Genomic DNA, 26,957 nt, shown 5'->3' with positions numbered 1-26,957 from the left:
CACTGGCACTGGCACTGGCACTGGCACTGGCACTGGCACTGGCACTGGCACTGGCACTGGCACTGGCACTGGCACTGGCACTGGCACTGGCACTGGCACTGGCACTGGCACGCATGAAAACCCGTTACATATTGATAGTCAACAAGATTTTCAAACGATTAAAGAAAATAGTATTATCGATACGGTATCGGGCAAACTCGCGGCCAGTGGCGACACTAAGGACGCCGTCATCTGGACGGTGGAGACCAGTAAGGGGCAATATGGCGATCTTGTGCTCAATCCCAGCACAGGTGAGTGGCACTATCATCTCAACAACTACGATGCCAAGACCAATGCCCTGTTTGAAGGCGAGCACCACAATGAAACCTTCACCATTACGGCCACAGATAATCTGGGCAACAGAGTAAGCAGCGTCATACGTGTCTCCGTCGAGGGCAGTAACGATCTACCGGTGATCTCAGGCGTCCATCACGCCAGTCTCAACGAACTAGGCTCGGTTGACCGGATATCGGGGCAATTGATTGCTACGGATCCGGATACGGGTGACAGTATTCACTGGGCCGTGCCCCATTCATCTGGCATCTATGGTGAGCTGGTGATCAACCCAGATACAGGTGCCTGGCAGTATCGGCTCGATAATAGCTCGCCTAACACCCTCTCCCTTCATTCGGGTCAGGTGGCTACTGAGACCTTCAGAGTCACAGCAACCGACAGCTCAGGACAACCCGTCAGCCAGATAGTGACCATAGAGATTCACGGCGCAGATCAGCGAGCCCTAATCCATGGCATGGCCAGCGGCTCGGTGACAGAAGACAGAAATCTAATCGCCGGGCAACTAAAGACATCGGGGCAGCTAACGGTGATCGATCCCGATGGCGGCGATGCTCACTTCACCGCCACTAGCCTGCAAGGCCAGTACGGCACCCTCACCATCAATGAACTCGGCCACTGGACTTACACCGCCGATAACTCTCAAGCCGCGATTCAGGGGCTAAAGTCCGGCGAGTCACTCACCGAGACCCTATATGTCCACAGCGTCGATGGCACAGAGCAGAAGATCACCGTCAGCATCAATGGCACAGACGACAAGGCTGTGATTGGCGGCGCTTCAACAGGAACGGTGACCGAAGACAAAGATCTCTACCAGGGTCAACTGAGAGTCGATGGCGCGCTGACGCTCACCGATCCCGACAGCGGACAAAACCAGTTCACCGCCACTAGCCTGCAAGGTCAGTACGGCACCCTCACCATCAATGAACTCGGCCACTGGACTTACACCGCCGATAACTCTCAAGCCGCCATTCAGGGGCTAAAGTCCGGCGAATCACTCACCGAGACGCTTTATGTCCACAGCGTCGATGGCACAGAGCAGAAGGTCACCGTCAGCATCAATGGTACAGACGACAAGGCTGTGATTGGCGGCGCTTCAACAGGGACGGTGACCGAAGACAAAGATCTCTACCAGGGCCAACTGAGAGTCGATGGCGCGCTGACGCTCACCGATCCCGACAGTGGACAAAACCAGTTCACCGCCACTAGCCTGCAAGGTCAGTACGGCACCCTCACCATCAATGAACTCGGCCACTGGACTTACACCGCCGATAACTCTCAAGCCGCGATTCAGGGGCTAAAGTCCGGCGAGTCACTCACCGAGACCCTATATGTCCACAGCGTCGATGGCACAGAGCAGAAGGTCACCGTCAGCATCAATGGTACAGACGACAAGGCTGTGATTGGCGGCGCTTCAACAGGGACGGTGACCGAAGACAAAGATCTCTACCAGGGCCAACTGAGAGTCGATGGCGCGCTGACGCTCACCGATCCCGACAGTGGACAAAACCAGTTCACCGCCACTAGCCTGCAAGGCCAGTACGGCACCCTCACCATCAATGAACTCGGCCACTGGACTTACACCGCCGATAACTCTCAAGCCGCGATTCAGGGGCTAAAGTCCCGCGAGTCACTCACCGAGACCCTATATGTCCACAGCGTCGATGGCACAGAGCAGAAGGTCACCGTCAGCATCAATGGTACAGACGACAAGGCTGTGATTGGCGGCGCTTCAACAGGGACGGTGACCGAAGACAAAGATCTCTACCAGGGCCAACTGAGAGTCGATGGCGCGCTGACGCTCACCGATCCCGACAGTGGACAAAACCAGTTCACCGCCACTAGCCTGCAAGGCCAGTACGGCACCCTCACCATCAATGAATTCGGCCACTGGACTTACACCGCCGATAACTCTCAAGCCGCGATTCAGGGGCTAAAGGCCGGCGAATCGCTCACCGAGACCCTATATGTCCACAGCGTCGATGGCACAGAGCAGAAGGTGACCGTCAGCATCAATGGCAGCGACGATAAAGCGGTAATAAGCGGCACCGCCACGGGAGTGGTGACCGAAGACAAAGATCTCTACCAGGGTCAACTGAGAGTCGATGGCGCGCTGACGCTCACCGATCCCGACAGTGGACAAAACCAGTTCACCGCCACTAGCCTGCAAGGCCAGTACGGCACCCTCACCATCAATGAACTCGGCCACTGGAGCTACACAGCAGATAACTCACAAAATGCGATACAGGGGCTAAAATCTGGCGAGTCCCTCACCGAGACCTTGTTTGTTCATAGCGTCGACGGCAGCGAGCAGAAGGTGACCGTCACCATCAATGGCACAGACGACAAGGCGGTGATTGGCGGCGCGGCAACAGCCAGCGTGACCGAAGACAGAGACCTCTATCAGGGTCAGCTGAGAGTGGACGGAACGCTGACGGTCACTGATGCGGACAGTGGTCAAGCGCAGTTCCAGGCAACCTCACTACAAGGTCAATTCGGCACACTGTCGATTGATTCAAATGGCCATTGGACCTACACCGCCGATAACTCTCAAGCCGCGATTCAGGGGCTAAAGTCCCGCGAGTCACTCACCGAGACCCTATATGTCCACAGCGTCGATGGCACAGAGCAGAAGGTCACCGTCAGCATCAATGGTACAGACGACAAGGCTGTGATTGGCGGCGCTTCAACAGGGACGGTGACCGAAGACAAAGATCTCTACCAGGGACAACTGAGAGTCGATGGCGCGCTGACGGTCACAGATGCCGATCATGGCGAGGCGCAATTTATCGCCACCAGCCTGCAAGGCCAATACGGCACTTTGACCATCAACGATCTCGGCCACTGGACCTACACAGCAGACAACTCCCAGGCCGCCATTCAAGGCTTAAAAACGGGTGAGTCATTAACGGATACATTGCTGGTTCACAGCATCGATGGCACAGAGCAGAAGGTCACAGTTACCATCAATGGCACAGACGACAAGGCGGTAATAAGTGGCACCGCCACGGGAGCAGTGACCGAAGACAAAGGCCTCTACCAGGGTCAGCTGAGGGTCGATGGCGCCCTGACGGTGACCGATGCCGATTATGGCGAGGCGCAATTTGTCGCCACTAGCCTACAAGGCCAATACGGCACTTTGACCATCAACGATCTCGGCCACTGGACCTACACGGCCGACAACTCCCAGGCCGCTATTCAAGGGCTCAAATCCGGCGAGTCACTCAACGAAAATCTGACGGTACATAGCCTGGATGGCACTGAGCAGCAGATCATCATCAAGATCTCAGGACAAGATGACGCAGCCGTCATCACGGGAGAAGACAAGGGCTACTTGAAGGAAGACCATTATCCTGCAGGTGATGCGCACCATACCCTGCACTATACGGGTTCCCTGGACGTCCATGATCCAGACAAGGGAGAGAGCTATTTTCGGGCGACTCACGACGCTCAGGCGATCTCAGATCCCTTCGGTGGCAGCCTGGATATCGAGAAGCACGGTGTGTGGCAATATGTGGTCTCAAATGACGCCCTTCAGCATTTAGGTAAGGGGCAGTTTGAGCAGGTCGTCTATCGCGTCTACAGCACCGATGGGACGAGTAAAGATATCAAGATCACCCTAGAGGGCACCAACGATGCCCCCGTGGTTAGCGCCACCCAGATACTCCCTGCAGGCCTGGAAGACCACGCCTTCACCATCACCCAGACCCAGCTGCTCGCCAATGTCACTGATGTCGATGACAACGACGCCGGGCAACTTACAGTCGCCAACCTGCATGCCGATCATGGAACTATTACCACCAACCCCGACGGCAGTTTCACCTTCACGCCAGAGAAGGACTACAACGGCGAAGTGCATTTTACTTACGATGTAAAAGATGCCCACGGTGGTACGGCTCACACTGGCGCAAGCACTACATTAGCAGCTGTCAACGACGCAGCAATAATTACAGGAACCGATACCGGCGCTGTCACCGAAGATCTTCATCCTCATGCCCCTGTGCAAGGGAACTACGCCTATAAGCTTGAAGCACGTGGCACATTTCAGGCTATAGACCCTGATGCTGGAGAAAGTGGCTTTGAATTCAAAACTCTTATCTCGGCAGCAATGCACCCAGAGTGGCGACCTTATTCTTCATCGCTGGGTGGACAATTAGCAATTGACCCAAAAGGGAACTGGAATTACTACATAGATAACCGCAAACCTGAAATCCAGCACTTAGGTAAAGGCGAAACCTTAACGGATACCGTGACGGTGCACTCTAAAGATGGCACCACCCACGATATCGTCATTACCATCCACGGTACTAATGACGCACCGACAGTATCAAGTGAGGTGCACTTAAACTCAGGCAAGGAAGACACTGTTCAAACCATTACTGCGTCTGATTTGCTGGCGCATGCAACCGATATTGATAATAACGACCAAGGCCAGCTTACCGTTGCAAACCTTATTGCCGACCATGGCTCCATTCGAGACAACCAAGATGGCACCTATACCTTCACCCCCGACAAAGACTACAACGGCGAGGTTCATTTTAGCTATGACGTCAAAGATGCTCACGGCGGAGTGACTCACACAAGCGCCAGCACCACACTCACGGCTGTGAGTGACCAGGCCAAGGTCTCAGGCGATACCCGAGGCGAGCTAGTCGAGGATCAACACCTAGGCATCCAAAACCAGATAGCCATCTCGGGCCAACTCAATGTGCAGGATCCCGACGCGGGGCAGGCGGCTTTCCAAGCGGGCACGGCGACACAAGTGGACGATCCCTTTGGCGGTAGTCTGCATATCGGCGCCGACGGCAGCTGGACCTACGACGTCGACAACGCCAGGCTACAAGAGCTGAGCGAACATCAGGAGGTCTTGGTTACCCACAGAGTCTATACCTTGGACGGCACGGCGCAGGATATCGTCATCAAGATAACTGGCACCAACGATGCCCCTAAGCTAGGCGTGGCGCAGCTATCCAGCACCACGGGGCATCTCACGGTACAAGACCCAGACAGCCAAGACAGCCACACCTTCTCGGTTGCCCAGCAAACAGGACAGTTTGGCACTCTGGTTGTCGACCCGGACACTGGTGCCTACAGCTACCGCCTCAATCAAAGTGTCGCCGGCATGCATTACGACAAGGCCAGCGGACAATACCAAGGCACAGACACCTTCGAGGTGCAGGTCAGTGATAACCATGGCGGCAGCGAAACCAAATTTATCAGCTTCGATGCCAGGGTCAGCCTCACCGCGCCAACAGACACAGGCCAACAACCCCAATTACATGCCACAGTCACCAGCCCATCGCAGCTGGTAGACACCAGGCCCCAGCCGACACCGACACAGACCATAGGCAACGCCATCACCCTCACCCTGAGCCATGGCAGCGATACCGGATCCTCCGACAGCGACGGGCTCACCCATGACACTCACCCTGTGGTCGAAGGGCAGACGGACATCCCCTTCTCCCTGGTTACCCTCTATGAGCAGGGCAACAAGCTCACCAGCGTGTTAAGCGATGCCCAGGGGCACTACAGCGTCGCGCTCAGCGGCCTGAGCGAGGGCGCGCATCAGATCAGCGCCAGCGCCCAGGCCCCCGGCAGCCAACAAGCTGTACAAGCCACTCCGCTGGCGATCACACTAGACACCCAGGCGAGCATAGACATGAACCCCATCGCCGGCGATAACATGCTACTGGCCGGCGAGCAGCATCAACCGCTCACCATCAGCGGGACGGTGAGCAATGTCGAAGAGGGGCAGAGTGTTTCTGTCACCATTGGTGGGCAGCAATACCATGCCGACGTGCATAACGGTTGCTGGAGCACTCAACTAAGCGCAGCCGAGGTCGATGCCTTGCCGGGCGGGAACCTGGAGATCAAGGCCATGGTCAACGACATGGCGGGGAATCACGCGCAGATGAGCAGCCCCCTGTATGTGGTCGACCACGCTAACCCCATTCCCAGCATGAGTTTTCTCACGCCGCCTACGCCAACGGGGACGGGCGCCATCGGCTCCCACATTTCGGGCGATCTCATCGCCCCGCCGTTACTGCAACAGCTTGCGCCCAACGCCCCTACCACGGGCGCCTGGGCGATCGATGACGGTCATGGTCATCCCACCCTGAGCCTTAGGGGCCAATACGGCACTCTGACCATAGACCCAGATACCGGCCATGTAGACTATGTCTATAACCAGGCACCAACACCGGGCGACAAGGCTGCTGGCGGTACCCATTGGGCGGGCGAAACCATGTCTGAAACCCATCACGATATCTTCCATATTCTCTATCACGACAGCCACTCCTCTAATGTGGATGTGGAAGTGAATCTGGATATCACCTATGTTCACGGTCACAGCGGTCACAACCAACTATCGACCCAGTTGGTGGATATGACGGTCACGCCAGCCACGCCAAATCCTGCCGCACCACCAGAGCTACATGATGCGCCCCAATGGGATGGCGACCAAGACGCGATAGATGATGCCCAGGTGATTATCATCCCAACAGACGAAGATAAGGCAGAAGATAAGCATGCTGCAGATCAGGATGACAAGTCGGTTCATAACCAGCCCCACGAGCTGGCTGAAAGTAGCGCCGAATCCCATGGCGCTGAATCGAATGGAGAAGTCACCGACGCCCGACCAGTTATGGCCGTGGCGCTCGCACCAGTGGATCACTATCTGCAGATGGTGGGACTGAGTCAGCAAGGTCTGGCGCAGCTTGATAACCACACCAAGTCTCACGCTGATCAGGAAACGCCGCAGATGCCCACAGAGCACTTCGATGCCGATGGTCTCACTCTGACTCAAGTAGATCACTTCGACAATCCGCTATTGGAGGAGCATGAGAAAGAGAAGCCGCATCCATCCCTTATGGATATAGAAGATCCCAAAGACGATCAGCATACCAACGCCCATGACGACGAACTGTTGCACAATGCCTTAAACGATATGCACAACCAGTTTTAAGGTATAAGAAAGGCCCGCTCGCGGGCCTTTTCATTTAACCAAATCTAGTCGCTAAGATTGAGACAAGCTCTTCAGGCCGCTGGTATCAATGCCCTTTAGCGCCTCGCGCTCCATTGACTTCTTTTCTTCCCAGGCATTGTGTTTCTTCTGTTCGTTGAGCTTTTGCTGCTCCAGATTCAGCCTCACCTGGCGCTGAATCGCCTCCTGCTCAGATTCACATTGCCTGAAGCCATCGGACCATCCCTGAGCATACTGTTTATCGGCGTCGAATTTGGCGACATCCTTCTTGTACTGATCGAACAGGCTACCACCAGCCTTATTACCACTATGACATCCATCGTCGTAGCCATCAGCATAAGCGACTGGATATCCTTGATCTATCATGATGTCTCTTTGGCTGGCGCAGGCCGACAACAGGAGTGTCGTCGCCACCAACATAGACACTATCCCCAATTTGGCAAACTGCTTTTCTTGCATCTCTTGACCCCCTTTTCATTTGGCAGAAGCGACACACTAACACACACATCCGACCAGAAATCCACGTCAATCGCACACTTTTTGAATGATTAGCAATAATTAATGTTGAGATCTCTTGACCCAGTGGCGACTCAGAGTGTGACAACTTGTCTCACCCAAGATAACCAAATAGTCCATTTTGCCTCGGTTTTACCGATAAATGCCTACAAAATATATGGCATTAAATTTGCCATTAAATTAAGTGATGATTTCCCACGGCAAGTAATATGAGATGTAAAACCAAATTCTTTAACCATTTAAACCAGCATATGGGGGAGTTTAGCGGCGCCTTTGCCGACTTGGGCACCTTCCTGCCCCTCGTACTCGGACTGATCGCCATCAACCATTTTTCCCCTCAGGGGATCTTTCTCGGGTTTGGCCTGTTCGCCCTCTTTACCGCCTACTTCTACCGCAGACCCATTCCGGTACAACCTATGAAGGTGATCGCCGCGCTGGTGATCGCCCAGGGGCTGACACCGGGCATGCTGCAAGCCAGTGGCATCATGATGGGGCTGATTTTACTCATCTTGGCCTATAGCGGAGCTATCAACTGGATGGCAAGGCAGCTGTCACCCGCCATCAGTATCGGCATTCAACTGGCCATAGGGTTACAACTGATCTGGATGGGCGGACAGATGATGAGCGGTACCTGGCTAATCGGTATCCTGGCATTCAGCGCGCTATTCATGAGCCGTTTCCTGCCGCTTCCTTATCTTGCTATGCCCTTGGTACTAGGGCTAGGCGTGCTGTGGCAAACGACTCAAGGCAGTGCCGCCAGCTTTACGCTATCGGCCACCACAGACTGGCAAATGGGCTGGCCCAATATGGAGGAATGGAGCTCGGCGGCGCTCCTGCTTGTACTACCACAGCTGGCATTGACGCTGACCAATGCAGTGATCGCCACCTCAGCCATGGCAAGTGGAAAATTCCCTCAAGATGCCCTGCTCGACAGCAAACGATTTACGCCCCGTCGCCTGGCCACCAGCTCAGGCTGGGCAAACCTGGTGTTAGCACCATTTGGTGCGACGCCCATGTGTCATGGCGCAGGAGGGTTGGCGGTGCAGTATCATTTCGGCGCCCGCAGCTGGCGCGCTCCGGCCCTGTTTGGCCTGACTTGCTTAGTGATCGCCCTGTGCTGGGGTGACACCATAGCTCAGGTGTTATCACTCATCCCCTTGGCGATTCTCGGTAGTCTGCTGGCAATCGCCGGCTTGCAACTCGCCTGGTCACAGCGCTTTATCGATGGAAAGCCCTTCTGCATCTTAGTGATCTTGGCCACCGCTGCCGTTTGTCTCACCATCAATACCGCCGCCGGACTCGCCGTAGGTGTGATATTGGAGATGGGCCGCAGGCGGTGGCATCTGATCTCAGATCTCAAACTGTAAACACAATTCAATATCCAGAAAATAACAACGCCAGCATTAACCCCAGGGGTTGGTTGCTGGCGTTGTGCAATTTAAGCTATTGACCTTAGTAGCCTGTACGGCTCACCGCCGGCCAATGCTTATCCACCTCTTGCTTAATGAAGGCCTGTTTGGCTTTAGTCAGCTTATCCAGCTCTATACCCACCGCCTGCTGCGCCGCCTCCTTGGTCGAGATATCGGGATAGTTCACTTTAGTAACAGAGAGCATGCTCAAGATCTCAGCAAGGCCTTGACGGGCATATTCGGCCTGAACTATCGCCCTATCCAGCAGAGCATTAGCTTCCTGAGGGTTATGGGCATAACTGCCATGAGATGACATGGCAAAGTCCCAGCGCCACTGGGCATGACGGATCGCCATGATGGCATCATTCATAATGGCCCAGCTCGCGCCTGCATCCCAGGCGGCGCCCGCCTCATAGTGAGCCTTAACTAGGAGTTGCTCCACTTTTCTGGCCTTCGCGGCAATCTCTGATTTAGCGGAGTTAAGTTGCTTCATCAAGGCCGATTTATCTTGGTGGCAGCCCTGACAGACAGAGTCATAATTTGGCAGCGCCTTGCCCACCTGATGGTTAGTGTAGGCTTTACCCTCACTGTCGGTAGCGGCCGGCATATGACAAGTTACACAGGTGACGCCTGCCTTGGCGTGTTCGCTGCGACTCCAATGCTCAAACTCTGGGTGGCGAGCCTTAAGTATGGGGGTCTTTGAGATAGGATGGATCCACTCGTAGAAGCGGCGAGTATCGTAATATTTCTCGATCAAATCGGCACTGCTACCGAAGATCCAGGGAATATTCACCTTATTGCTGCGCTCGGGTTGAAAATAATAAGTCACATGACACTGGCCGCATACCTGAGCCCCCTGCATCGACTGATTTTGCTTGTCGAACGGCAGATGTACCTTGGCCATGGCATCTCGCGCGTGGGGGCGCGGCAGGGTCAATGCCGCCTTACCTTGCTCATGACAGTCACTGCAGTAGACGACGCTGTTCATCTCGGTGCCGAGATCGGTGAAATTCTTAGCCGAAAAGCCTTCCACACCCAGCTCATCGATAAGCCTTGGCACATCCGGCGATTTACAGGTCCAGCAGCTCGCCGACAGTCCTTTCTGCCCCGCCTCCGGCGGCACGCCGGTACGCAGGGTATGAGTCACGTCCGCTACCGCAAACTGGTGTCCCCTAGGGCTATGGTATTCCTTGGCATAGGCAGATCCCGCCCAGAGTATGATGGCGGCAGGATAGCTGGCCAGCATGTCGCTGCGCGCATCTTGGGTCGAGGTCGCCTCCCAGCTGGCATACTGATTAGGGTACTTGGCCTGCATGGCCTGCATGCTCTCCATCACCTTACTGCTCACATCTGCCGCTAAGGCCGAACTTGAAATCGTACTCAGGGTGCACCAGCCCAGTAGGCTCAATGCGATAGCGCTTAGTTTCTTCATTGGACTTTCCACACTCATTAATATTCTTACTTACGCCAGGACTAGCCTGGTCGTCCATCGACTCTGGGCCGGGTCAATATTGGCGCATAACACCAGACAAACCAGCCAAAGGCCAGGCTCCAGAAACTGCCAGCCATCCAGAGCCAAAGCTCACTATAGGCTGGAAACCATAAGGGCATCACGGCGCGACATAGGGCTGCCAGGCTAATAGATAAAAAGGCAAACGCCATCTTAGGGCCCTGATAGATGTTACGACTGGTATGCCCCAGAGAGACGCGGGATATCATAGATAGACAGAGCCCAGCCATGGTGCCGATAGCAAACAGGTGCAGCAGATGACGATAGGCATTCTCATCCTCAATGTTCCAGGCGATAGCCGCCAGGGTCACGGGCAGACAGAGATAGGCCAGCTGCAATGACCAGAGCATAGGCTCTTTCAAGGTTTTATGGGGCTGCCAGCGTAACCAACGCAGCAGATGAGCCAGGGCCGCTAATCCAAGCAAGGCTTGCTCGGCACCAAGGGGCAACCACTTAGTGATCCCTTGAACTATCAATAAGATCATCAGCCCAATCACACTCAAATCCAGCGCCTTGATGGGATCGGGCTTGGCTTGCTTAATACGCACAGCGGTAAAGAAGGGAATAACCCGTCCCCCCACAATAGTGATCAACAAGCCTAGCCACCAAAGCATGCCTTGCCAGATATGATGGCTCAGTACAAAGTCTCGCTGACTCAGGGCGTAATAACTCAATAAGTTGATCCCTGTGGCCACCAGCAACATGATGGGGAAACCTATGTTGCGCCACTGTTTGACGCGGTAGATACAAGACCACAGCTTGGCGGCGGTCAACAAGAGAAACAGACTATCAAATAGCGCCGGTAACCAGACTGGCAGCTCAAGCGGCAATAGCAACAAAACACGCGCCAGTAACCAGCAGGCAAACACCAAGGCTAAAGACCAGCCCTTAAGGCTCGGCTGATTGGTCCAGGTCTGCACCGAGGTCAGCAGGAAGCCACTAACGATTGCCATGGCAAAGCCAAACAGCAGCTCATGGGGATGCCACCAGAGCGGCACCACCTTGACCCAAAAATGTTCCCGTAACAGACTCATTTCAGGCAGATACCAGGTGATCAACCACAGCGGTATATAGAGGGCGGCCAACAGGGCACCGCCTAAGAAAAAGGGCCGAAAACCCAAACGCCAAATCGCCGGTGTCTTGTCGATCACTTTAGGGTCATCAATATTGAGCATCTTCTGCGCCTCTGCCAAAGAAAAGCTTAAACAAACATCTTAAATATAGCTTTATAGTCGCCAGTCTACTGAGACAAGCACGGCTGAACAATGGAAATTCAAGGTGATATAAAGAAGTGTGAACCAGATAGCGAGATTAGGCTATGATATTGAATTTAAATACCTCTTTAGAGGCATCCTGCTCACCCAAGAGCGAATCATTAATATAGAGAGGCAAGGCCGTTGAATCCAGACAAGATTGAATCCCCCGAGGCACTAACGCATTACATACAGACCACCCAAGCGGTCATGATACTGTTTGGCGGGGAACACTGCGGCGTCTGCCAGAGTATCAAACCCAGATTAGCCGAGCTGCTGGCCAGTGATTTTCCAAAGGTGCAGCTCTGTTATATCGATTGTGAAGCCCATGGTGACATTGCCGCCGCCCATAGAGTATTTACCCTGCCGGTTATTGAACTCTACTTTCACGGCCAGGCATTTGGGCGCTTTATCAAGGTGTTCTCTTTGGCCGAGGTGAAAGAGGCGATCGCCCGCCCCTATCAACTACTGGACTAAGTGTGGCGAGTTTATCCTTTAAAGGGACGAAAGCCACCATAGGCAACAGGCGCATCAACGTCTTGATGAGACATAGACTTTTTAAGTACTGAAGGTTGCAGAAGCACTGAAGGTGGCACACTATCGGCCTCAAAACCGCCACAGCCACAACCTCCGACCGAACCGCAACTGCCACCACTGCCACAGCAACCGCCCTTCTTGGCATGATTGAGTGAGGCGCGCCCCATAGAGGCATCGACCAGACGCCGCTCCAGCACCTTAGTCTGACTGAGCAACACCTCGATACTCTCCTCTTTATCCCCCTGGCTAACGCTAATACCCGCCGCTAACAACTTACCCAACATGCGCTCGCCGATATGCTGCACTATGACAATATCTGTCTTTTGAGCCTGGATCAGGCGCAGCAACTCAGCCTTAGCACGGCAGTTTCCCTCAAGTGCTGGATTATCGAAGCTGGTGATTAACTGGTGATACTCGTTAAAAAAACCGATCCTTTGCGCCTTGGTAAAATGCGCCGCAAGACGTCCACGGCTCATTGGCATAGCAACTATCATGATAATTCCTTATGAATTCGATGAGGGCAGCACCAAGGCCTGGCCCTGAGTGATCGCCGTCGCCACCTTTTGACGAGCCCTGGCCAACAGATTGCCGAAGGTCTGACGGGAGATCCCCATAGACGCCGCTGCCTCGAGTTGACTGAGTCGCTGCACGTCCCCAAGCGCCAAGGCCTCAAATTCATCGGCATCAAGCTGGATTTTCTCTAGCTCAGTACTGGGAATACCGTTAGGTTTGAACAAGCTGCAGGGTACACAGCACTGCAATCGGCGGCATTTCTTAGGTCTTGGCATGGCCATTCCCTTAATCGATTAAATAGCAATTAGTTCAACCACTTCCACATTAACTTGAGCTGGCATAACCATCATTTGATGGCCACAAATCGATAGCGACTAAACCTGGGCAAGACATTGAGAACGGTTTGAACATAGGTTATTGGCATACGCCAATAACTGGATTGTGGAAGATCTTATGGAATGAAACTGAGGGCCAGCTCACACGCGCTCATATTCGCATTGGCTAAAAAATAGCAAAGCGAACCACCTAAACAGTGATTCGCCTTTGAAATACGGCCTTTAAGGACTAGAGCGCGTGCTGCTTAGTCAAGATGCGGGTACTCATCTCGCCGGCATCTATGCTCTTAAATTTCGGCGTCAGATATTCCTTTGCCATCTGCACACGCTGGGCAAATTCGGGCTGCTGCACGACAGTCTCATCCAGCACCATCAGCCTGGCTTTTTCCTGCCACTTCTTGATGGTCTTAGCCGATTTGACAGGATCGATTGGTAAGATCTGAACATGAGCCTGGTTCCATCCCATGTCGACATCGTATTCGACCACATACTCTTTACCCGCCTCGACCTCGGCTTGAAGGACAGAATAGCGCTCTGAAAGCGATACGAAGGTATGCTTACCCGGAGTAACTCTTACCTGAAAATAGGTGCCTGCCTTGGTGCTGCCCACATAGCCAGTTTCCGACCAAATATCAAAAGGCACCTCACCTATCAACCTCTCCATGCGGTAGAAGTTGATCACCGCCGAATTCGCATCGGGCTTAATCGGTTCAACACCTAGCTTCATGACAGGGAAGCCCAGTAAGGCGGGATTGGCCATCAGGTTATCGTAGGCGTCGTTCTTTCTCGGTGCCCCGATATCTTTGGCCTTCTTAGTCTGCATGATCATAGAAACCCCTAAATCGTGCTCGACCTCCTTCATCTTACCCGTGGTGTAATCTATGGTCAGGTACACTGTCTCACCGGGACGATTGTCCACACGGCTATAACCGAATCCCACCAGGCCCTGCACCAGGTGCACAGAGTTCAGCCCAGTTGCCAGCTTTAACAGGGTATGACTGCCGTTGGAGAGATCGGCAACCACATCTTTGTTGGCCGCCACCCAAGCGCCGCGGGCCCCACCCTGAAAATTAGATCCACGAATCACATAAACGAAGGTTTCATCCTGAGTCGGTGTCGCCTCAGGTTTGAATTGACTGACCAACTCAGGGTCCACCTTGTAAGAGGTGGCACAGCCTGTTGTCAGCCCTAATAAAACAAGCCCTAAAATTAGCGAAAAATGTTTTTGTATCTTGTAGTTAGTCACGATTTTGTTCCCTCAAAAAAAACAAACTAGAAGCTACTGCTACGCCAATCAACTGTCAACAAAAATACAACAAACGCATTACTGTTCTGTCTGGGTTTTCATACTTAATGCTGATTTGATTAAAATAAGTCCCGTCTGGCGACCATTGAGATACCAGACCCCACTGGCGTCAAACATGGCATCCTCTTCCAGCATGATGCGGATCTCCCGCTCCCACTCTGGGATCAACACGGCGTTATTAAGCTCAATGGAGTAGGCGGTATTTAGGTGCAGCGGATAATCCCCTGAACCAGCAACCCCTTGCTGGGCATCCCACATCCCTAAGGTCGTACCCGCTCCATGACCGTGATAACCTATGGGATGGGAGTAAATAGTCGGCTTAAGTCCGGCTGCAATGGCCTGTTCCCGTGCGGCCTTGAGCACCTGGTTGCCCGTCCTGCCCACGGCAAACTGAGCGGTTAATATGTCTTGCAATTGATTACCACTGTTAAACGCCTTCACCAGATAGTCTGGCGCCTGGGTCTCGCCACTGCGCAGCACATAGGCGAGTTGCTGGGTATCTGTGTTTAATCTCAGGTAGGTGATGCCAAAGTCCACATGCAAGAGATCCCCAGGCAAGATCACGGTATCACCGGACAGGTCGGCCTGCTTGGCCCTTTGAATGGTGACACTGGGCTGAAACCAGGTTTGCAGTTTCAGCTCTCTTACCCGCTCCCTGAACCACCACACCAGATCCTCGCTCGTGGTCTTGCCCACCTGTATCACCTCATTGGAAAAGCCCTGGGCGATGATCTCATGGGCCATATTGACTAGGCTGGGATAGAGGGCAACCTCCTCTGGGATACGACGTTCCAGCCAGCCAATCGCCAGTGGCTCGGCAGACACCAGAGCCTGTCGATAGGGTTCCGGCAGATGACGCAATAGCCGCGCCTCGTCACCCGATACCAGACCGTCGGCATGGGCCCAGCTGGCAGAGCGGTTAACGCCGATACGCTTGGGCTGATAACGCTCCACTAAGGCATTCAGCGCCTGCCACTGACTGGGATGTGTCTCCTTATCCCAGGCCTTAGTGAACAAGTTGCCGACACTGTAAGGCGCGATAGCATAGGCATTCACCTCGCCCTGCTTATCACGGGCAAACACCAATATGGTAGTACGCCGCGCCGACAGCCAAGTCGCAGGAAGCATAGTTTTCAGCACAGGATCTTCGTTATATTCGCGGCTGATCAGCAGCCACATATCGATATTGCTTTCGCGCATCAACTCGGGCAGCAACTGCTGCACACGCTTCTCGGTCAGGCTGTCTATCAAAGCCGCCCGTTCTCGCAGCGGCAGTATCTCGTCCGTTGCGGCACCTTGGCTGGTCTGAGGCTGCAAGGTCAAACACAACAGCCAAAAAATAGCATAGAGGCTCAAGTTATTATTCTTATTAGCCAGCATTAGTTCTCTCATCTCTCATATCGGGGATTTTTTAGACTAATCAAAAACTCAGTCCATGACCAGAGAGTTGTTTTTCGAGGTTAAGGAGCGTTAAATAGCCCTATCGATGGCAGTCTTGGTAAAGGACAATAAGATGGATACACAAGCACGTTATTACTATGAACCCAGTAAAGGACATGGTTTAGCGCACGACCCGCTCAACGCCATCATAGGGCCAAGACCCATAGGCTGGATCGCCTCGCACAGCCAGGACGGTAAACGTAATTTAGCCCCCTATAGCTTCTTCAACTGCTTTAACTACCATCCACCCATCATAGGCTTTGCCAGCGTGGGTTATAAAGACAGCCTGGCCAACATATTGACCACGGGCGAATTTGTCTGGAACCTGGCGACCCGACCACTGGCCGAGAAGATGAATCTCACCTCCGCAGCCCTAGCACCAGATAGCGATGAGTTTGAATTTGCCGGGCTCACGCCAGTGCCGGGCAATCTGGTGGGCGCCGACAGAGTGGCCGAAAGCCCGGTGAATTTCGAGTGTAAATTATCGCAGTCTTTGCAGCTGCAATCGGCCAGCGGCGAAAAAATTGAAACCTGGCTGGTGCTGGGCGAAGTAGTCGCCGTGCATATCGACCGCCAACTGTTGGATGCCGATGGCACCTACCTGACCGCCAAGGCCGAACCCATTCTCAGGGCGGGTGGGCCTTCAGCCTACTATGGCATCTCAGAGGCGCTACGTTTCGACATGCAAAGGCCGCCAGCGCCTAAATAGCCAAATCCCAGCCCGCTTAGGCCTGCACCGTCATACGCCGCGCCAGGGCAAAGCTGTCATCCATGGTGCGGGCATATTCCACCTGGCCGCGACGCTTACGGATCCCGGCGCGCCTGAGTTTCAGCAACATGCGCGGTTGCAGGTTATTGATAATTAACCCCACCTGTTTCGCCGCCAGCTCCTTGGCGATGGACTCCATGGCGACGATGGCGCTCATATCCAGCAGGGTCACTTCAGACATATCCAAAACTACCACCCGCACATCCGGGCGCACCAATGCGATAGTCTTAAGCGCCTTGTGGGCCGAGCCAAAAAACAGCGGCCCGTTGATGTCGTACACCACGACCCCCTCTGGCACCTTATAGGCCTGATGATTGGTCTCTATCGCCCTGGTGTCGGTCAAACTGATACTGCGGCGAATAAACAACATGGCTGCCAGCCCCATGCCCACCGCCACGGCAATCGTCATGTCAAACAGCACGGTAAGCGCGAAACAGAGCACTAAGATCAGCACATCATCCCTCGGCGCCACCTTGATTGTTCGCACAAAATGCTTCGCCTCACTCATGTTCCAGGCCACCACCAGTAGCAGCGCGGCCATAGACGCCATGGGAATATAAGAGAGCAGCGGCGCCAGCAATAATATCCCCGCCAATATAAACAGACCATGCACCACTGAGGCCAGCGGCATGCTGCCCCCCGCCTTGACGTTGGCAGCGGTGCGGGCTATCGCCGCCGTTGCCGGAATACCGCCAAACAGAGGCACCAGCATGTTTCCCAGTCCCTGACCGATAAGCTCGTCATTGGGGTTATGTTTCTTGCCCGACATGCCATCGGCCACCACGGCGCACAACAAAGATTCCAGCGCCCCCAGAATGGCGATGGTAATGGCTGACGGCAGTAGCTCACGCACCAACTCGAAACTTATGCCTATGGGCTGGCCATCGGCGCCCGGCAGATTCCAGGGCCAGTCGAAGCTCGGCATAATGGGTGGAATACCGCTGCCCAGCACGCCATCGAGCTCATAATTAAAGCGACTGCCTATGGTTGCCACAGAAAAGCCCTCAACAGACTGGGTCATCACCCAGGCGATTAAGGCGCCCACTAACAGCGCGGCCAGGTGCGCCGGCACCTTAGATTTCAATCTTGGCCAAGTTAGCAGCACGGCCAGGGTCAGGGCGCCAATCAGGGTTTCCTGCCAGGCGATGCTGCCCAGCGCCTGAGCGATATAGGAGAGTTTCTCAAGGTAATGCTCGCCGCCCGCGGCGACCTCGAGGCCGAAGAAGTCTTTGAACTGAAAAGTAGCGATCACCACGCCAATCCCGGCGGTAAAGCCGACGGTAACTGGGTAAGGCACTATCTCAATCAATCGCCCCAGCTTACCCAGGCCCATCAGCAACAAAATCACGCCAGCCATCACACCGCTAAGCAACAGCCCCCCCAAACCATACTGCTGCACGATTGGCAGTAAAATCACCACAAAGGCCGCCGTGGGCCCGGAGATGTTGACCTTAGAGCCGCCGCAAATGGCGATCACTATGCCGGCGATCATCGCCGTATAGAGCCCATGTTGTGGCGGCACGCCGCTGGCAATCGCCAGTGCCATAGAGAGTGGTAGGGCGATCACCCCGACGGTCAAACCCGCCAGGATATTGGTCTGTATCTCCTGCAAAGAGGGTTTAGCGCTACTGCTTTTTCTAACTGCTGATAACATGTTGATCCCGATGAAATGATGCTAGCTGCCGCGACACAATGGCGAACATCGAGTGTAACGAGTCGAGATCAAGGCTTGTCTGCACTTGGCAAAAAATGGCAAGTCGTGAGGTGACGATACACCTGAAGTTTCTGTGAGCGTAGAGGCTGGACAGCTAAGCAAAGAATGCCTGCATAACCACAATGCGGTTAAGGCCTTTTATTCTAAACCCTAGAAGGGCGCTATGGTAAGGGGCTGGGCGAAAAAAATCTTAAGCCTTTGGTCTAAAGCAGCCGTCAATGCTCCCTCCAGTATGATCGTTATCTCACTCATGCTTTCGCCCTCTCCTCCCCTTAAAAATGTGACGTAGATCCCTTGAGATGCGGCGGTGTTTAGCGCATCCTATACGGCCCCGGGGGCTGCCGCCCCCGGATTCCGTTCGGATGAAGGTAGCAGGAGAGTGGGGAGCTAACCCCACACCGACGAGGCAACTTTTTCGCCAGGCGTTATCGGCGATAAAGCACTCTTTCAGGTGCCATGATGATGGCGTGGACTGTTACTGGACGAGCCTCTGGAGAGACTGTGAGCTAAGGATGATCCCTGAGTATCACGGCGCCGAAGGCGAAAGTGTAGCCCCCAAGGCGCTACGCGAAACGCTCAGGCAAAAGGACAGAGGAGAGGATGACTGTAGCGGTTATAGCCCCGGCTATATTCAGTCACTGTCGTTTGTGCTTTTGCCCAGTTGGTATCCACCAATTTAAATGCTTGTCACAGCTAATAGCTGTAACTGTTAATAGCTGTCAAATAGCCACAAACGCCAGTCTCCAAACAGACATTTCTTTTCCTCCTCCATATTAGGGGGTCTACGGACCCTAGAGTTTAATATTCGAGGAACACCATGAATTTTTACGCGTTACTAAGCGAGATCAACGCCATCGTCTGGGGCCCTATCACCCTCTGCTTGTTGGTGGGAACAGGTCTCTATCTCACCCTGCGTCTGCGGCTAATACAGATCTTTAAGCTCCCTCTGGCGCTCAGATTGCTGTTTAAGCCTGCCAGTGGCAAGGGCGATCTCTCCTCCTTCGCCGCCCTGTGTACTGCACTGTCTGCCACCATAGGCACGGGCAATATCGTTGGTGTGGCCACCGCCATTAAGATTGGTGGTCCGGGCGCTCTCTTCTGGATGTGGTTGGCGGCCTTCTTCGGCATGGCCACCAAGTATGCCGAATGCATGTTGGCACTCAAGTATCGCACCACAGACGCGCGCGGCAATATTGCCGGTGGCCCCATGTACTACATAGAGCGCGGATTAGGGCTTAGCTGGCTGGCCAAACTGTTCGCCTTATTTGGTGTCGGCGTCGCCTTCTTCGGCATTGGCACCTTTGCTCAGGTCAACGCCATCAGCGATGCCATGACCATCGCCTTCCATGTGCCCACCTGGGTCACCGCTATCATCCTTACGCTACTCGTGGCCGCGGTCACCCTGGGCGGCGTTAAGCGGATCGCCAATGTGGCGCAAAAGTTGGTGCCTAGCATGGCACTGGGGTACGTGCTGGCCTGTGTGTGGATCCTGTTTACCTTTAGCGATCAGATAGTCCCGGCATTACAACTTGTGGTGCAGTCGGCCTTCAGCCCCATCTCGGCCGCCGGTGGCTTTTTAGGGGCGACGGTTGCGCAGGCGATTCAGATAGGGATCGCCCGCGGCGTCTTCTCCAACGAGTCAGGCTTGGGGAGCGCCCCCATTGCCGCCGCTGCCGCCAAGACCAAGGAGCCGGTAGAACAGGGACTGGTCAGCATGACGGGCACCTTCTTCGACACCCTGATTATTTGTACCATGACGGGACTCGTGCTGATCATCACAGGCGTATGGAGCGGAGACACCGCGGGTGCAGCCATGACCAGCGCCGCGTTTGCCAGCGGCGGTTCGGCCATCGTCGGTCAGTATCTGGTGACCATCGCCCTGGTCTGCTTCGCCTTCACCACCATACTCGGCTGGCACTACTATGGTGAGCGCTGTTGGTACTATCTGACGGGGAAACGCTTAGGGGACAACGGCATTAAGATCTATCAGTTTATCTTTCTGAGTCTTATCGCCGGTGGCGCCTTTATTCAGCTGGATCTGATCTGGATGTTGGCCGATACGGTTAACGGCCTGATGGCGATCCCGAATCTCATCGCCCTGATCGGCCTGCGTAAGGTGATCATTGGCGACACCCTGACCTACTTCGCCGCTAAACGCGCCAGCGCGGCGCCGCAAGAACTCACAGCCTAAGGCCTATGTGATCGCCGACCGATCCCGGCGGCGATCACAACAAGTCACTAAAAGCTGATCGAGATCAAATACCCGACTATTTTAATCAAGTACTCTGTGGCCACTTAATCGAGATAACAGGAGTCATTATGAGTTGTTGTGGCGGATGCGGCGGTCAGGCCGAGAAACCTAAACAGGAAGAGACGAAACAAGAGAGTGGCACGCAGCAGGAGGCGAACACGCAGCAAGCTAAGGATTAAGCACCATCTCACACACTCCCTACACCACTGCATCGAAAGCCGGCCTTCATCACCGGCTTTTACTTTTCCTATTCAGCATGAGCCTGAGTTATCAGCACCACCGCTAGCGTCTTAGCTTAAGATAGAGTTCGCCATCGCGGATCTGCAGATCGTCGACGCCGTCGGCAAAAGTCGTCCAGAAACCACGGTCACCAAACTCCCCCACCAGATTGACGTTTTTCATGTTGCCGAGCCAGGCATTAGGGATCGGCACGCCCATCAGGCTAACCCCCACCAGCGCTACCACCGGGCGACGAGTGGCGTCCAAATGGATATCCAATCCCGCATTAACCCTTAAGATCTCACCCGCCATAATGGGAAAATCCTGCGGGATAGGCACTAAAATCTTGGCGCTGGCCAGGTTGTCGGAAAAATCTATCGCTACCCGCTCGGCAAAGTCAGGATTGCGGCCAATCATGGCGTTAACCTCCTTCTCACTGAAGGTCACCTGACGATCGGCGTCGCGCTCGCGATAGGGCTCGGGCTCTAGTTTATCGCCACCACGCTGCCCCTCGGTGTTACGCTCCACCTGCCAGCCCAGCTGAGACAGCTTGTTGTCCAGTCGCTGCTCCTCTTTGGCATTTAGGGTCACGGGCGTAAAAGGCGCCGGGAAAATGTAGGTGCGAATAATGAAAAAACTCGCCACAGCGGTCAGCACTATGGTCAGCAGCACGATCAAGAGGATCTGCACTGTGCTTGCCCCCTGTTGACGGCCCATTCCCTTAGCAGAGTTCAAATTGTTAGTTAACATCACGCCTTCCTTGCCTTTGCCAAATCGAGTCGGCAATTGCTTATAGAGTCTATATCTTGTTGGCTATGTTACTTGGCCAGCGAGCAGAAGAAAATATAGCCCTAGGTTAACCTCAGCCCCGGCTATGCGCCACCGTCATCTCACTGTTACCGTTAAATTATCCGCCGTTGAGCTAGGCATTGGTCTGCTTTCTGTTACAGTATTCCTTGTCAATTTCGAATATGAGGAATTAATCTGTGGGTATCATTACCAAAATCTCGCTTCCCCTAATCGCCGCATTCGCCTTAACCGCCTGCGATCAAGAACAGCAATCCACGCCTGAACAAACAAAAGCCCCAGCGGAACAAGCAAAAGCCCCAGTAGAACAAGTGGCTCCTAAGGCCGAACGTCCCAGCGCCGATGAACTCGCCGCAGTTCCTAATGGCCTCTCAGTCGAGCAACCCCATTCACCGGATAAGGGCATCAATATGACACAAGGCACGGTTAGATATTTCAATCTTGAAGGCGGTTTTTGGGGCATTATCACAGACGATGGCCGCCAGATCCTGCCGCAGAACCTAGCACAGGAATACCGTAAAGATGGCCTGAGACTGAGTTTTAAGGCCCAAGAGGTTAAAGATATGATGACGATTCAGCAATGGGGCGTACTCTCTACCCTCAGCGATATCGAAATCATTGGCCAAGTCGAGAGCAAATCCAGCGATCCACTCCTCTAAAGCTGACAGGGGCAGATAGCCCCCTTAGGCTTGTCTCGCAAACCGCCTGACTGCTATCAACTCGCAGTCCGGCGGTTGAATCATTCGCAATAGTACCCATTTGGTAAATTTAGACTAAATTTTAAGGAGCCCCACCCAACATAAGGTTTCGGAATGATTGATAAAATGGCGAAAAGGATCGCTTCGCTGACAGCCTTTCAATGGAGTCTGCTGCTCGGCGTTCCCCTACTACCGATAGCTTATCTCCTCCTGCAACAAGGCCAATGGCCCTGGTTATTATTACTACTGGTTTACTTTCTGCTTATTCTCTCTGTGCAAGTGTCGATGCGTAACATGTTAAACACACTGCGCAACGCCGCAATTCAGCTTTCTGAGGGCGATCTTCGCGTCCGCTTAGAGACTCAAACCGCCATTGGTGGGCCGCTGTTCAAGGCCTTCAATCAGATAGGCGAAGACCTCTCTCGCACCCTGTTTTCCCTCAATAAGTCGACCCTGAAACTGGTCAATGTGGCCGATACGGTACAGACAGATTCAGAGACCTCGAAAGGCGGCGCGATACGGCAAAAGGCCGATGTTTTGGAGGCCAAGCAGATCGTCGCTCGCTTATTTGAAACCACAGCCGAGGTCTCTAGCTTTTGTGAGTCCACCTCGCAGCTCGCCAGCGAGTCGAAACTTCAGGCAGATAGAGGCAAGAAAGAGATGCGCTCCCTTGAGCTAGCGCTGGAAGAGGTGGGCGAACAGTTTGCCGCCTCAGATGAAAACTTCGAGCTGCTGAAGCAGGAGAGTCTGCAAATTGGTCAGGTGATAGAAACCATCAGCAGCATCGCCGAGCAGACCAACCTGCTAGCCCTCAACGCCGCTATCGAGAGTGCCCGGGCAGGCGAATTGGGTCGAGGCTTCGCCGTGGTGGCCGACGAGGTGCGATCTTTGGCACAGCGTACCCAGGAAGCCACAGAAGATATCAGCAACAAGATCGCTAACCTGCAAACTCAGATCAGTAGCGCCATTACCACTATGCAGAAAAATCGCCAGAGCGTGCAGCACTCGCAATCTGTCGCCAAAGAGGCTGAAAGCCACTTCGAACAACTCGTGGCACAAATTGAAAGCATAGACACGCTAGGCCATCAGATCGCCGAGGCTTCGCAACAACAGGTTGAACAGACTCAATTGCTGGATACCTGTCTGGTGGAAGTGGATAAGGTGTCAGATGAGAATGTTAAAGCAACTCAGGAAACCCTGCTGGCCAGTATCACAGTGCGAAATCTGGCGGGCGAAATCGACTCACTACTGCATCGTTTTGCCACCGACAGCGAACAGATAGCCCGCGAAGATAAGCGCCGCGAGAAACTGATCGAATGGAGCGACGCACTGGATCTTAATCTGGCCGAGATCAATCGCCAGCACCAAACCTTGATACACCTGATCAACGAACTCTATTACCTACTGCATCACAACTATGGCCTGGCCTCTATCAAGCGGGTGGTACAGGGGCTGATCGATTACACCGCCAACCACTTTAAGTATGAGGAGACGCTGTTTGAACAATTCGGCTATCCCCAGGACAAGCAACATACCGACTTCCACCACCAACTGGTGGGCAAGGTGCTGGCGTTTCAACGCCGGGTCGAACAGGGAGAAGATATTGGTGATGAGTTGATGGCGTTTCTGAAAAACTGGCTTAGCCAGCATATCCAAAAGGAAGACAAGGCTTTTGTCGCCTGCTTCAAGGAGAATGGCTTGAGCTAGTCGCAGAGGATGCTAAACTTGCGGCCTGTTTTACTTTTAACCAAGATAAGGTAATGCAATGAATCCCATTATTGCGATCTTAAAAGAACACAATGTCAGCGACACTCAGATCCAGGAGCTGTTTCAGGCCCTGACCGAAAACCCATTGATGGCGATGGGCACCATTGGCCAGCTGGGCATCGCCCCTGAAAAACTGCAGCAGCTGATGGCGCTGGTGATGCAAAACCCGGCCCTTATCAAAGAAGCCGTGACCGAGCTGGGATTAGATTTCGCCAAGGTAGAGGCGGCCAAGGCCCAGCTACAGCAACCTTAATCAAGCCAGATGAGTGAAAAAAAGGCTGCCCTGAATAAATCGGGGCAGCCTTTTTTATTACAAGCGGATTATTTTCCGCCCGGCTCGGCGAAGCGGGTCATCCAATCTTTCACTTGGTTATACCAGTAGATGGAGTTATTGGGCTTCATGATCCAGTGATTCTCGTCAGGGAAGTAGATCATGCGCGACTCCACACCACGGGTCTGCAGGGTTCTAAACAGCTCAAAGCCTTGGCCCACAGGCACGCGATAATCCAGCTGACCGTGGATCACTAGGGTCGGCGTATTGAAGTTGGCCGCGCCATAGTGAGGCGAGATAGACTGGTAGATCTCTGGGTTATCCCAGTAGTTGCCAAAGCGTGGACTATGCACAGAAAAATCGGCCGCCATCTGCGAATACATGTTGTATACGGCAGCGTGGATCAGCAGGGCGTTGAAGGGATGCTTCTGCCCCAGAATGATAGAGGTCAGGTAACCGCCGTAGCTGGCACCACCAGCCACCATGCGCTTATCGTCGATCCAGGATTGCTGCTTAAACCAATCGGCCGCCTTGAGCACATCTTCCAGTGACTTGTTTTTCCAGTCTGGGTTGATGCTGTCGGCAAACTCCTGACCGAAGCTGCTAGAGCCATGGAAGTTAGGCCAGGCTGTCACATAGCCCCAAGAGGCAAAGGTCTGAGCGTTCCAGCGATAGTGGAAACCGTCAGAGATGGCGTTGTGTGGCCCGCCATGCACCAGCATCATCAAAGGGTACTTCTTGCTGCGATCAAATCCTGGTGGGTAATGTACCCACATCTGGATCTCTTTGTCCTGATAGCCTTTGTAGGTCACCGACTCATAGGTACCTAAGTCGACACCCGCAAGGATCTCGTCGTTAAAGCTGTCTAAACGCGTCATCTTGCCGTTCTTGGGATTGAGCTTCACCAGACGCGCCGGATATAAGAAGCTGTCGTTGGCCACCACTAGCGTGCCGTCATTCGCCACAGCAGGCTGACCGAAGTTGGTCGCCTTGGTAATGGCCTTCACCTTACCGTTTTTAGCATTGATATGATAAAGGCGAACGGTGGCCGCGTCGTCGATGGCGCCGTAAAAGCCTTTACTGTCTGGCGTCCACACCCAGCGCGAAACCGAGCGGTCCCACTCTTTGGCCAGCATCTTAGTGCTGCGCTTGTTCAGATCAAACAGCATCAGCTTGGCGGTGTCGGCGTAGAACCCCTGAATGTGCTGGCGGGTGAAGGCCAAGGTTTTTCCGTCAGGGCTGAACTTAGGGTTGCTGTCCGGTGCCAGATTGTCTGGGGTGATATTCTCAGCCTTGCCACTACCAATAGCCGCCAGGAAGATATCTATCTTAGGGTTAACCTGATCATCACTGCCATTGGCGTTAAAGGCAATCCAGCTTTCATCCGGGCTGATATCATAGCTTCCCGCACTTTGGTATGAGCGCGGCAGCTCAATGTTTAGGGGCTGAGTAATCGCCTCCACATCACCGCCTTTAGCGGGAATACGGAACACATGAGCCTGACGGCCTTCATCAATCCAGTGATCGAAACTTGAATAGGGCAGCGCGTTCCACTGCTGAGCCGACACCTTGTCATCCTTATCGGCCTTGAGCTGCTCGCCTATCTCAGTCCAGTTCTTACCGGGATAAACCGAGCTGATGAAGTAGAGGTGCTCACCCACCCATTTAAGGCCGTAGACACCGCTCGGCACCTCACTCAAGCGCTGAGCTTCGCCCGGACCATCCATAGGCAATAGGTAGATCTGACCGGCTTCATCCTTATCACGCTTACTGATAAAAGCCAGAGTCTTGCTGTCTGGCGAGAATACCGGCTCGCTGACCCGCATCCCTTTAGCGGTCAGGGCGCGCTGCTGCTCACCGTCTTTATCGAACAACCACAACTGAGTATTGCCCTTATCTTCTGGCACATCGTACTCAGTCACAGGGGCGATGATGTAATCGCCATTGGGGGAGATGCTAGGATTGCCAATACGGCTGAGCTGCCAGAGCACCTCCACCGACAGTGGCTTGCCCGTCTCGGCAAACACAGTTGTTACCGGCATCAAGATGCACAGCAACAGGGTGACTATTTTCTTCACGCGTCCTCTCCTTCAAGTTGTTTTTATTTTGATTTAGCCTAGATGATCGTGCCTTAAACTTAAACCAAACTTAACCCCACTACCTTAGCGCTATCGATAACAAAGCTGTAGCCCTTTTCGCCAGTCGCAATCTCCCCACTCCAGTCTCAAGGAAATAAGTAGAACCTCTAAGAAAAAGCGCAATTTCAAATAGCGCAAAACAGGATTCACACCCAGTTCACAAAGCCATAAAAAGTGAAACACCCATCACGA

At 53.8% G+C, this 26,957-nt stretch carries 18 protein-coding genes and 2 riboswitches; of the genes, 8 read left to right on the top strand and 10 right to left on the bottom strand.

What is annotated here, in order from left to right; translation table 11 throughout:
• The first annotated feature begins 130 nt into the window (after positions 1-130).
• Positions 131-7,294 (top strand): VCBS domain-containing protein, encoded by a 7,164-nt coding sequence (locus L2712_RS14740; protein WP_346347568.1) that lies wholly within the window; start codon positions 131-133, stop codon positions 7,292-7,294.
• Between the two features lie 51 nt (positions 7,295-7,345).
• On the opposite strand, the gene L2712_RS14735 is transcribed toward L2712_RS14740, so the two are convergent.
• Entirely contained in the window at positions 7,346-7,771 is a 426-nt protein-coding gene (locus L2712_RS14735) for a hypothetical protein (protein ID WP_248978216.1), read from the bottom strand.
• Positions 7,772-8,037: 266 nt separating this feature from the next.
• On the opposite strand from L2712_RS14735, the gene L2712_RS14730 reads away from it, so the two are divergent.
• Positions 8,038-9,195 carry a putative sulfate/molybdate transporter gene (locus tag L2712_RS14730; RefSeq protein ID WP_248978215.1) on the top strand — a complete coding sequence of 386 codons (1,158 nt, stop codon included), beginning with the start codon at positions 8,038-8,040 and terminating at the stop codon, positions 9,193-9,195.
• 85 nt (positions 9,196-9,280) lie between these two features.
• On the opposite strand, the gene L2712_RS14725 is transcribed toward L2712_RS14730, so the two are convergent.
• Together L2712_RS14725 and L2712_RS14720 are read right to left on the bottom strand one after the other, a co-directional pair.
• Complete coding sequence (locus tag L2712_RS14725) at positions 9,281-10,669, bottom strand: ammonia-forming cytochrome c nitrite reductase subunit c552 (RefSeq protein WP_248978214.1); 1,389 nt, start codon at positions 10,667-10,669, stop codon at positions 9,281-9,283.
• Positions 10,670-10,710: 41 nt separating this feature from the next.
• Positions 10,711-11,922, bottom strand: a complete 1,212-nt coding sequence (locus tag L2712_RS14720) for an NnrS family protein (protein WP_033538830.1) — start codon at positions 11,920-11,922, stop codon at positions 10,711-10,713.
• Between the two features lie 222 nt (positions 11,923-12,144).
• Between L2712_RS14720 and L2712_RS14715 the strand changes: the two genes are divergently transcribed.
• Positions 12,145-12,477 (top strand): thioredoxin family protein, encoded by a 333-nt coding sequence (locus L2712_RS14715; protein WP_248978213.1) that lies wholly within the window; start codon positions 12,145-12,147, stop codon positions 12,475-12,477.
• A gap of 11 nt (positions 12,478-12,488) precedes the next feature.
• Here L2712_RS14715 and L2712_RS14710 read toward each other — a convergent pair whose 3' ends face one another.
• The 4 genes from L2712_RS14710 to L2712_RS14695 form a co-directional block, all read right to left on the bottom strand.
• Positions 12,489-13,031: a NifB/NifX family molybdenum-iron cluster-binding protein gene (locus tag L2712_RS14710; protein ID WP_248978212.1), complete on the bottom strand. Its 543-nt coding sequence runs from the start codon at positions 13,029-13,031 to the stop codon at positions 12,489-12,491.
• A 9-nt stretch (positions 13,032-13,040) separates the two neighbouring features.
• Entirely contained in the window at positions 13,041-13,325 is a 285-nt protein-coding gene (locus tag L2712_RS14705) for a DUF134 domain-containing protein (RefSeq protein ID WP_248978211.1), read from the bottom strand.
• A gap of 289 nt (positions 13,326-13,614) precedes the next feature.
• Complete coding sequence (locus L2712_RS14700) at positions 13,615-14,631, bottom strand: DUF2846 domain-containing protein (protein ID WP_248978210.1); 1,017 nt, start codon at positions 14,629-14,631, stop codon at positions 13,615-13,617.
• 78 nt (positions 14,632-14,709) lie between these two features.
• Positions 14,710-16,071, bottom strand: a complete 1,362-nt coding sequence (locus L2712_RS14695) for a M24 family metallopeptidase (RefSeq protein WP_248978209.1) — start codon at positions 16,069-16,071, stop codon at positions 14,710-14,712.
• Between the two features lie 133 nt (positions 16,072-16,204).
• Here L2712_RS14695 and L2712_RS14690 point away from each other — a divergent pair, with 133 nt between their 5' ends.
• Positions 16,205-16,840 (top strand): flavin reductase family protein, encoded by a 636-nt coding sequence (locus L2712_RS14690; RefSeq protein ID WP_248978208.1) that lies wholly within the window; start codon positions 16,205-16,207, stop codon positions 16,838-16,840.
• A 16-nt stretch (positions 16,841-16,856) separates the two neighbouring features.
• Here the strand turns inward: L2712_RS14690 and dauA are convergent, their stop codons facing one another.
• Positions 16,857-18,566, bottom strand: coding sequence for a C4-dicarboxylic acid transporter DauA (gene dauA / locus L2712_RS14685; RefSeq protein ID WP_428848620.1), 1,710 nt, complete (start codon positions 18,564-18,566; stop codon positions 16,857-16,859).
• A 410-nt stretch (positions 18,567-18,976) separates the two neighbouring features.
• A riboswitch (glycine riboswitch) is annotated at positions 18,977-19,086 on the top strand.
• Positions 19,087-19,094: 8 nt separating this feature from the next.
• Positions 19,095-19,216: riboswitch (glycine riboswitch) on the top strand.
• 215 nt (positions 19,217-19,431) lie between these two features.
• Here dauA and L2712_RS14680 point away from each other — a divergent pair.
• Entirely contained in the window at positions 19,432-20,805 is a 1,374-nt protein-coding gene (locus tag L2712_RS14680) for an alanine/glycine:cation symporter family protein (RefSeq protein ID WP_248978206.1), read from the top strand.
• 342 nt (positions 20,806-21,147) lie between these two features.
• On the opposite strand, the gene L2712_RS14675 is transcribed toward L2712_RS14680, so the two are convergent.
• Positions 21,148-21,834 carry a hypothetical protein gene (locus L2712_RS14675; RefSeq protein ID WP_033538812.1) on the bottom strand — a complete coding sequence of 229 codons (687 nt, stop codon included), beginning with the start codon at positions 21,832-21,834 and terminating at the stop codon, positions 21,148-21,150.
• 236 nt (positions 21,835-22,070) lie between these two features.
• Between L2712_RS14675 and L2712_RS14670 the strand changes: the two genes are divergently transcribed.
• From L2712_RS14670 to L2712_RS14660, 3 genes are all read left to right on the top strand, one after another.
• Positions 22,071-22,550: a hypothetical protein gene (locus L2712_RS14670; protein ID WP_033538813.1), complete on the top strand. Its 480-nt coding sequence runs from the start codon at positions 22,071-22,073 to the stop codon at positions 22,548-22,550.
• Between the two features lie 153 nt (positions 22,551-22,703).
• Positions 22,704-24,296 (top strand): bacteriohemerythrin, encoded by a 1,593-nt coding sequence (locus tag L2712_RS14665; protein ID WP_248978205.1) that lies wholly within the window; start codon positions 22,704-22,706, stop codon positions 24,294-24,296.
• A 58-nt stretch (positions 24,297-24,354) separates the two neighbouring features.
• The gene (locus L2712_RS14660; RefSeq protein ID WP_033538815.1) at positions 24,355-24,609 is read left to right on the top strand and encodes a DUF2999 family protein; all 255 of its coding nucleotides are present in this window, start codon (positions 24,355-24,357) and stop codon (positions 24,607-24,609) included.
• A 68-nt stretch (positions 24,610-24,677) separates the two neighbouring features.
• On the opposite strand, the gene L2712_RS14655 is transcribed toward L2712_RS14660, so the two are convergent.
• Positions 24,678-26,705, bottom strand: coding sequence for a S9 family peptidase (locus L2712_RS14655; protein WP_248978204.1), 2,028 nt, complete (start codon positions 26,703-26,705; stop codon positions 24,678-24,680).
• Positions 26,706-26,957: the final 252 nt, after the last annotated feature.

Source organism: Shewanella marisflavi (assembly GCF_023283925.1).
In the GTDB taxonomy this organism is placed as follows: Bacteria; Pseudomonadota; Gammaproteobacteria; order Enterobacterales; family Shewanellaceae; genus Shewanella; species Shewanella marisflavi.
This window is presented reverse-complemented; position numbering and strand designations above follow the sequence as displayed.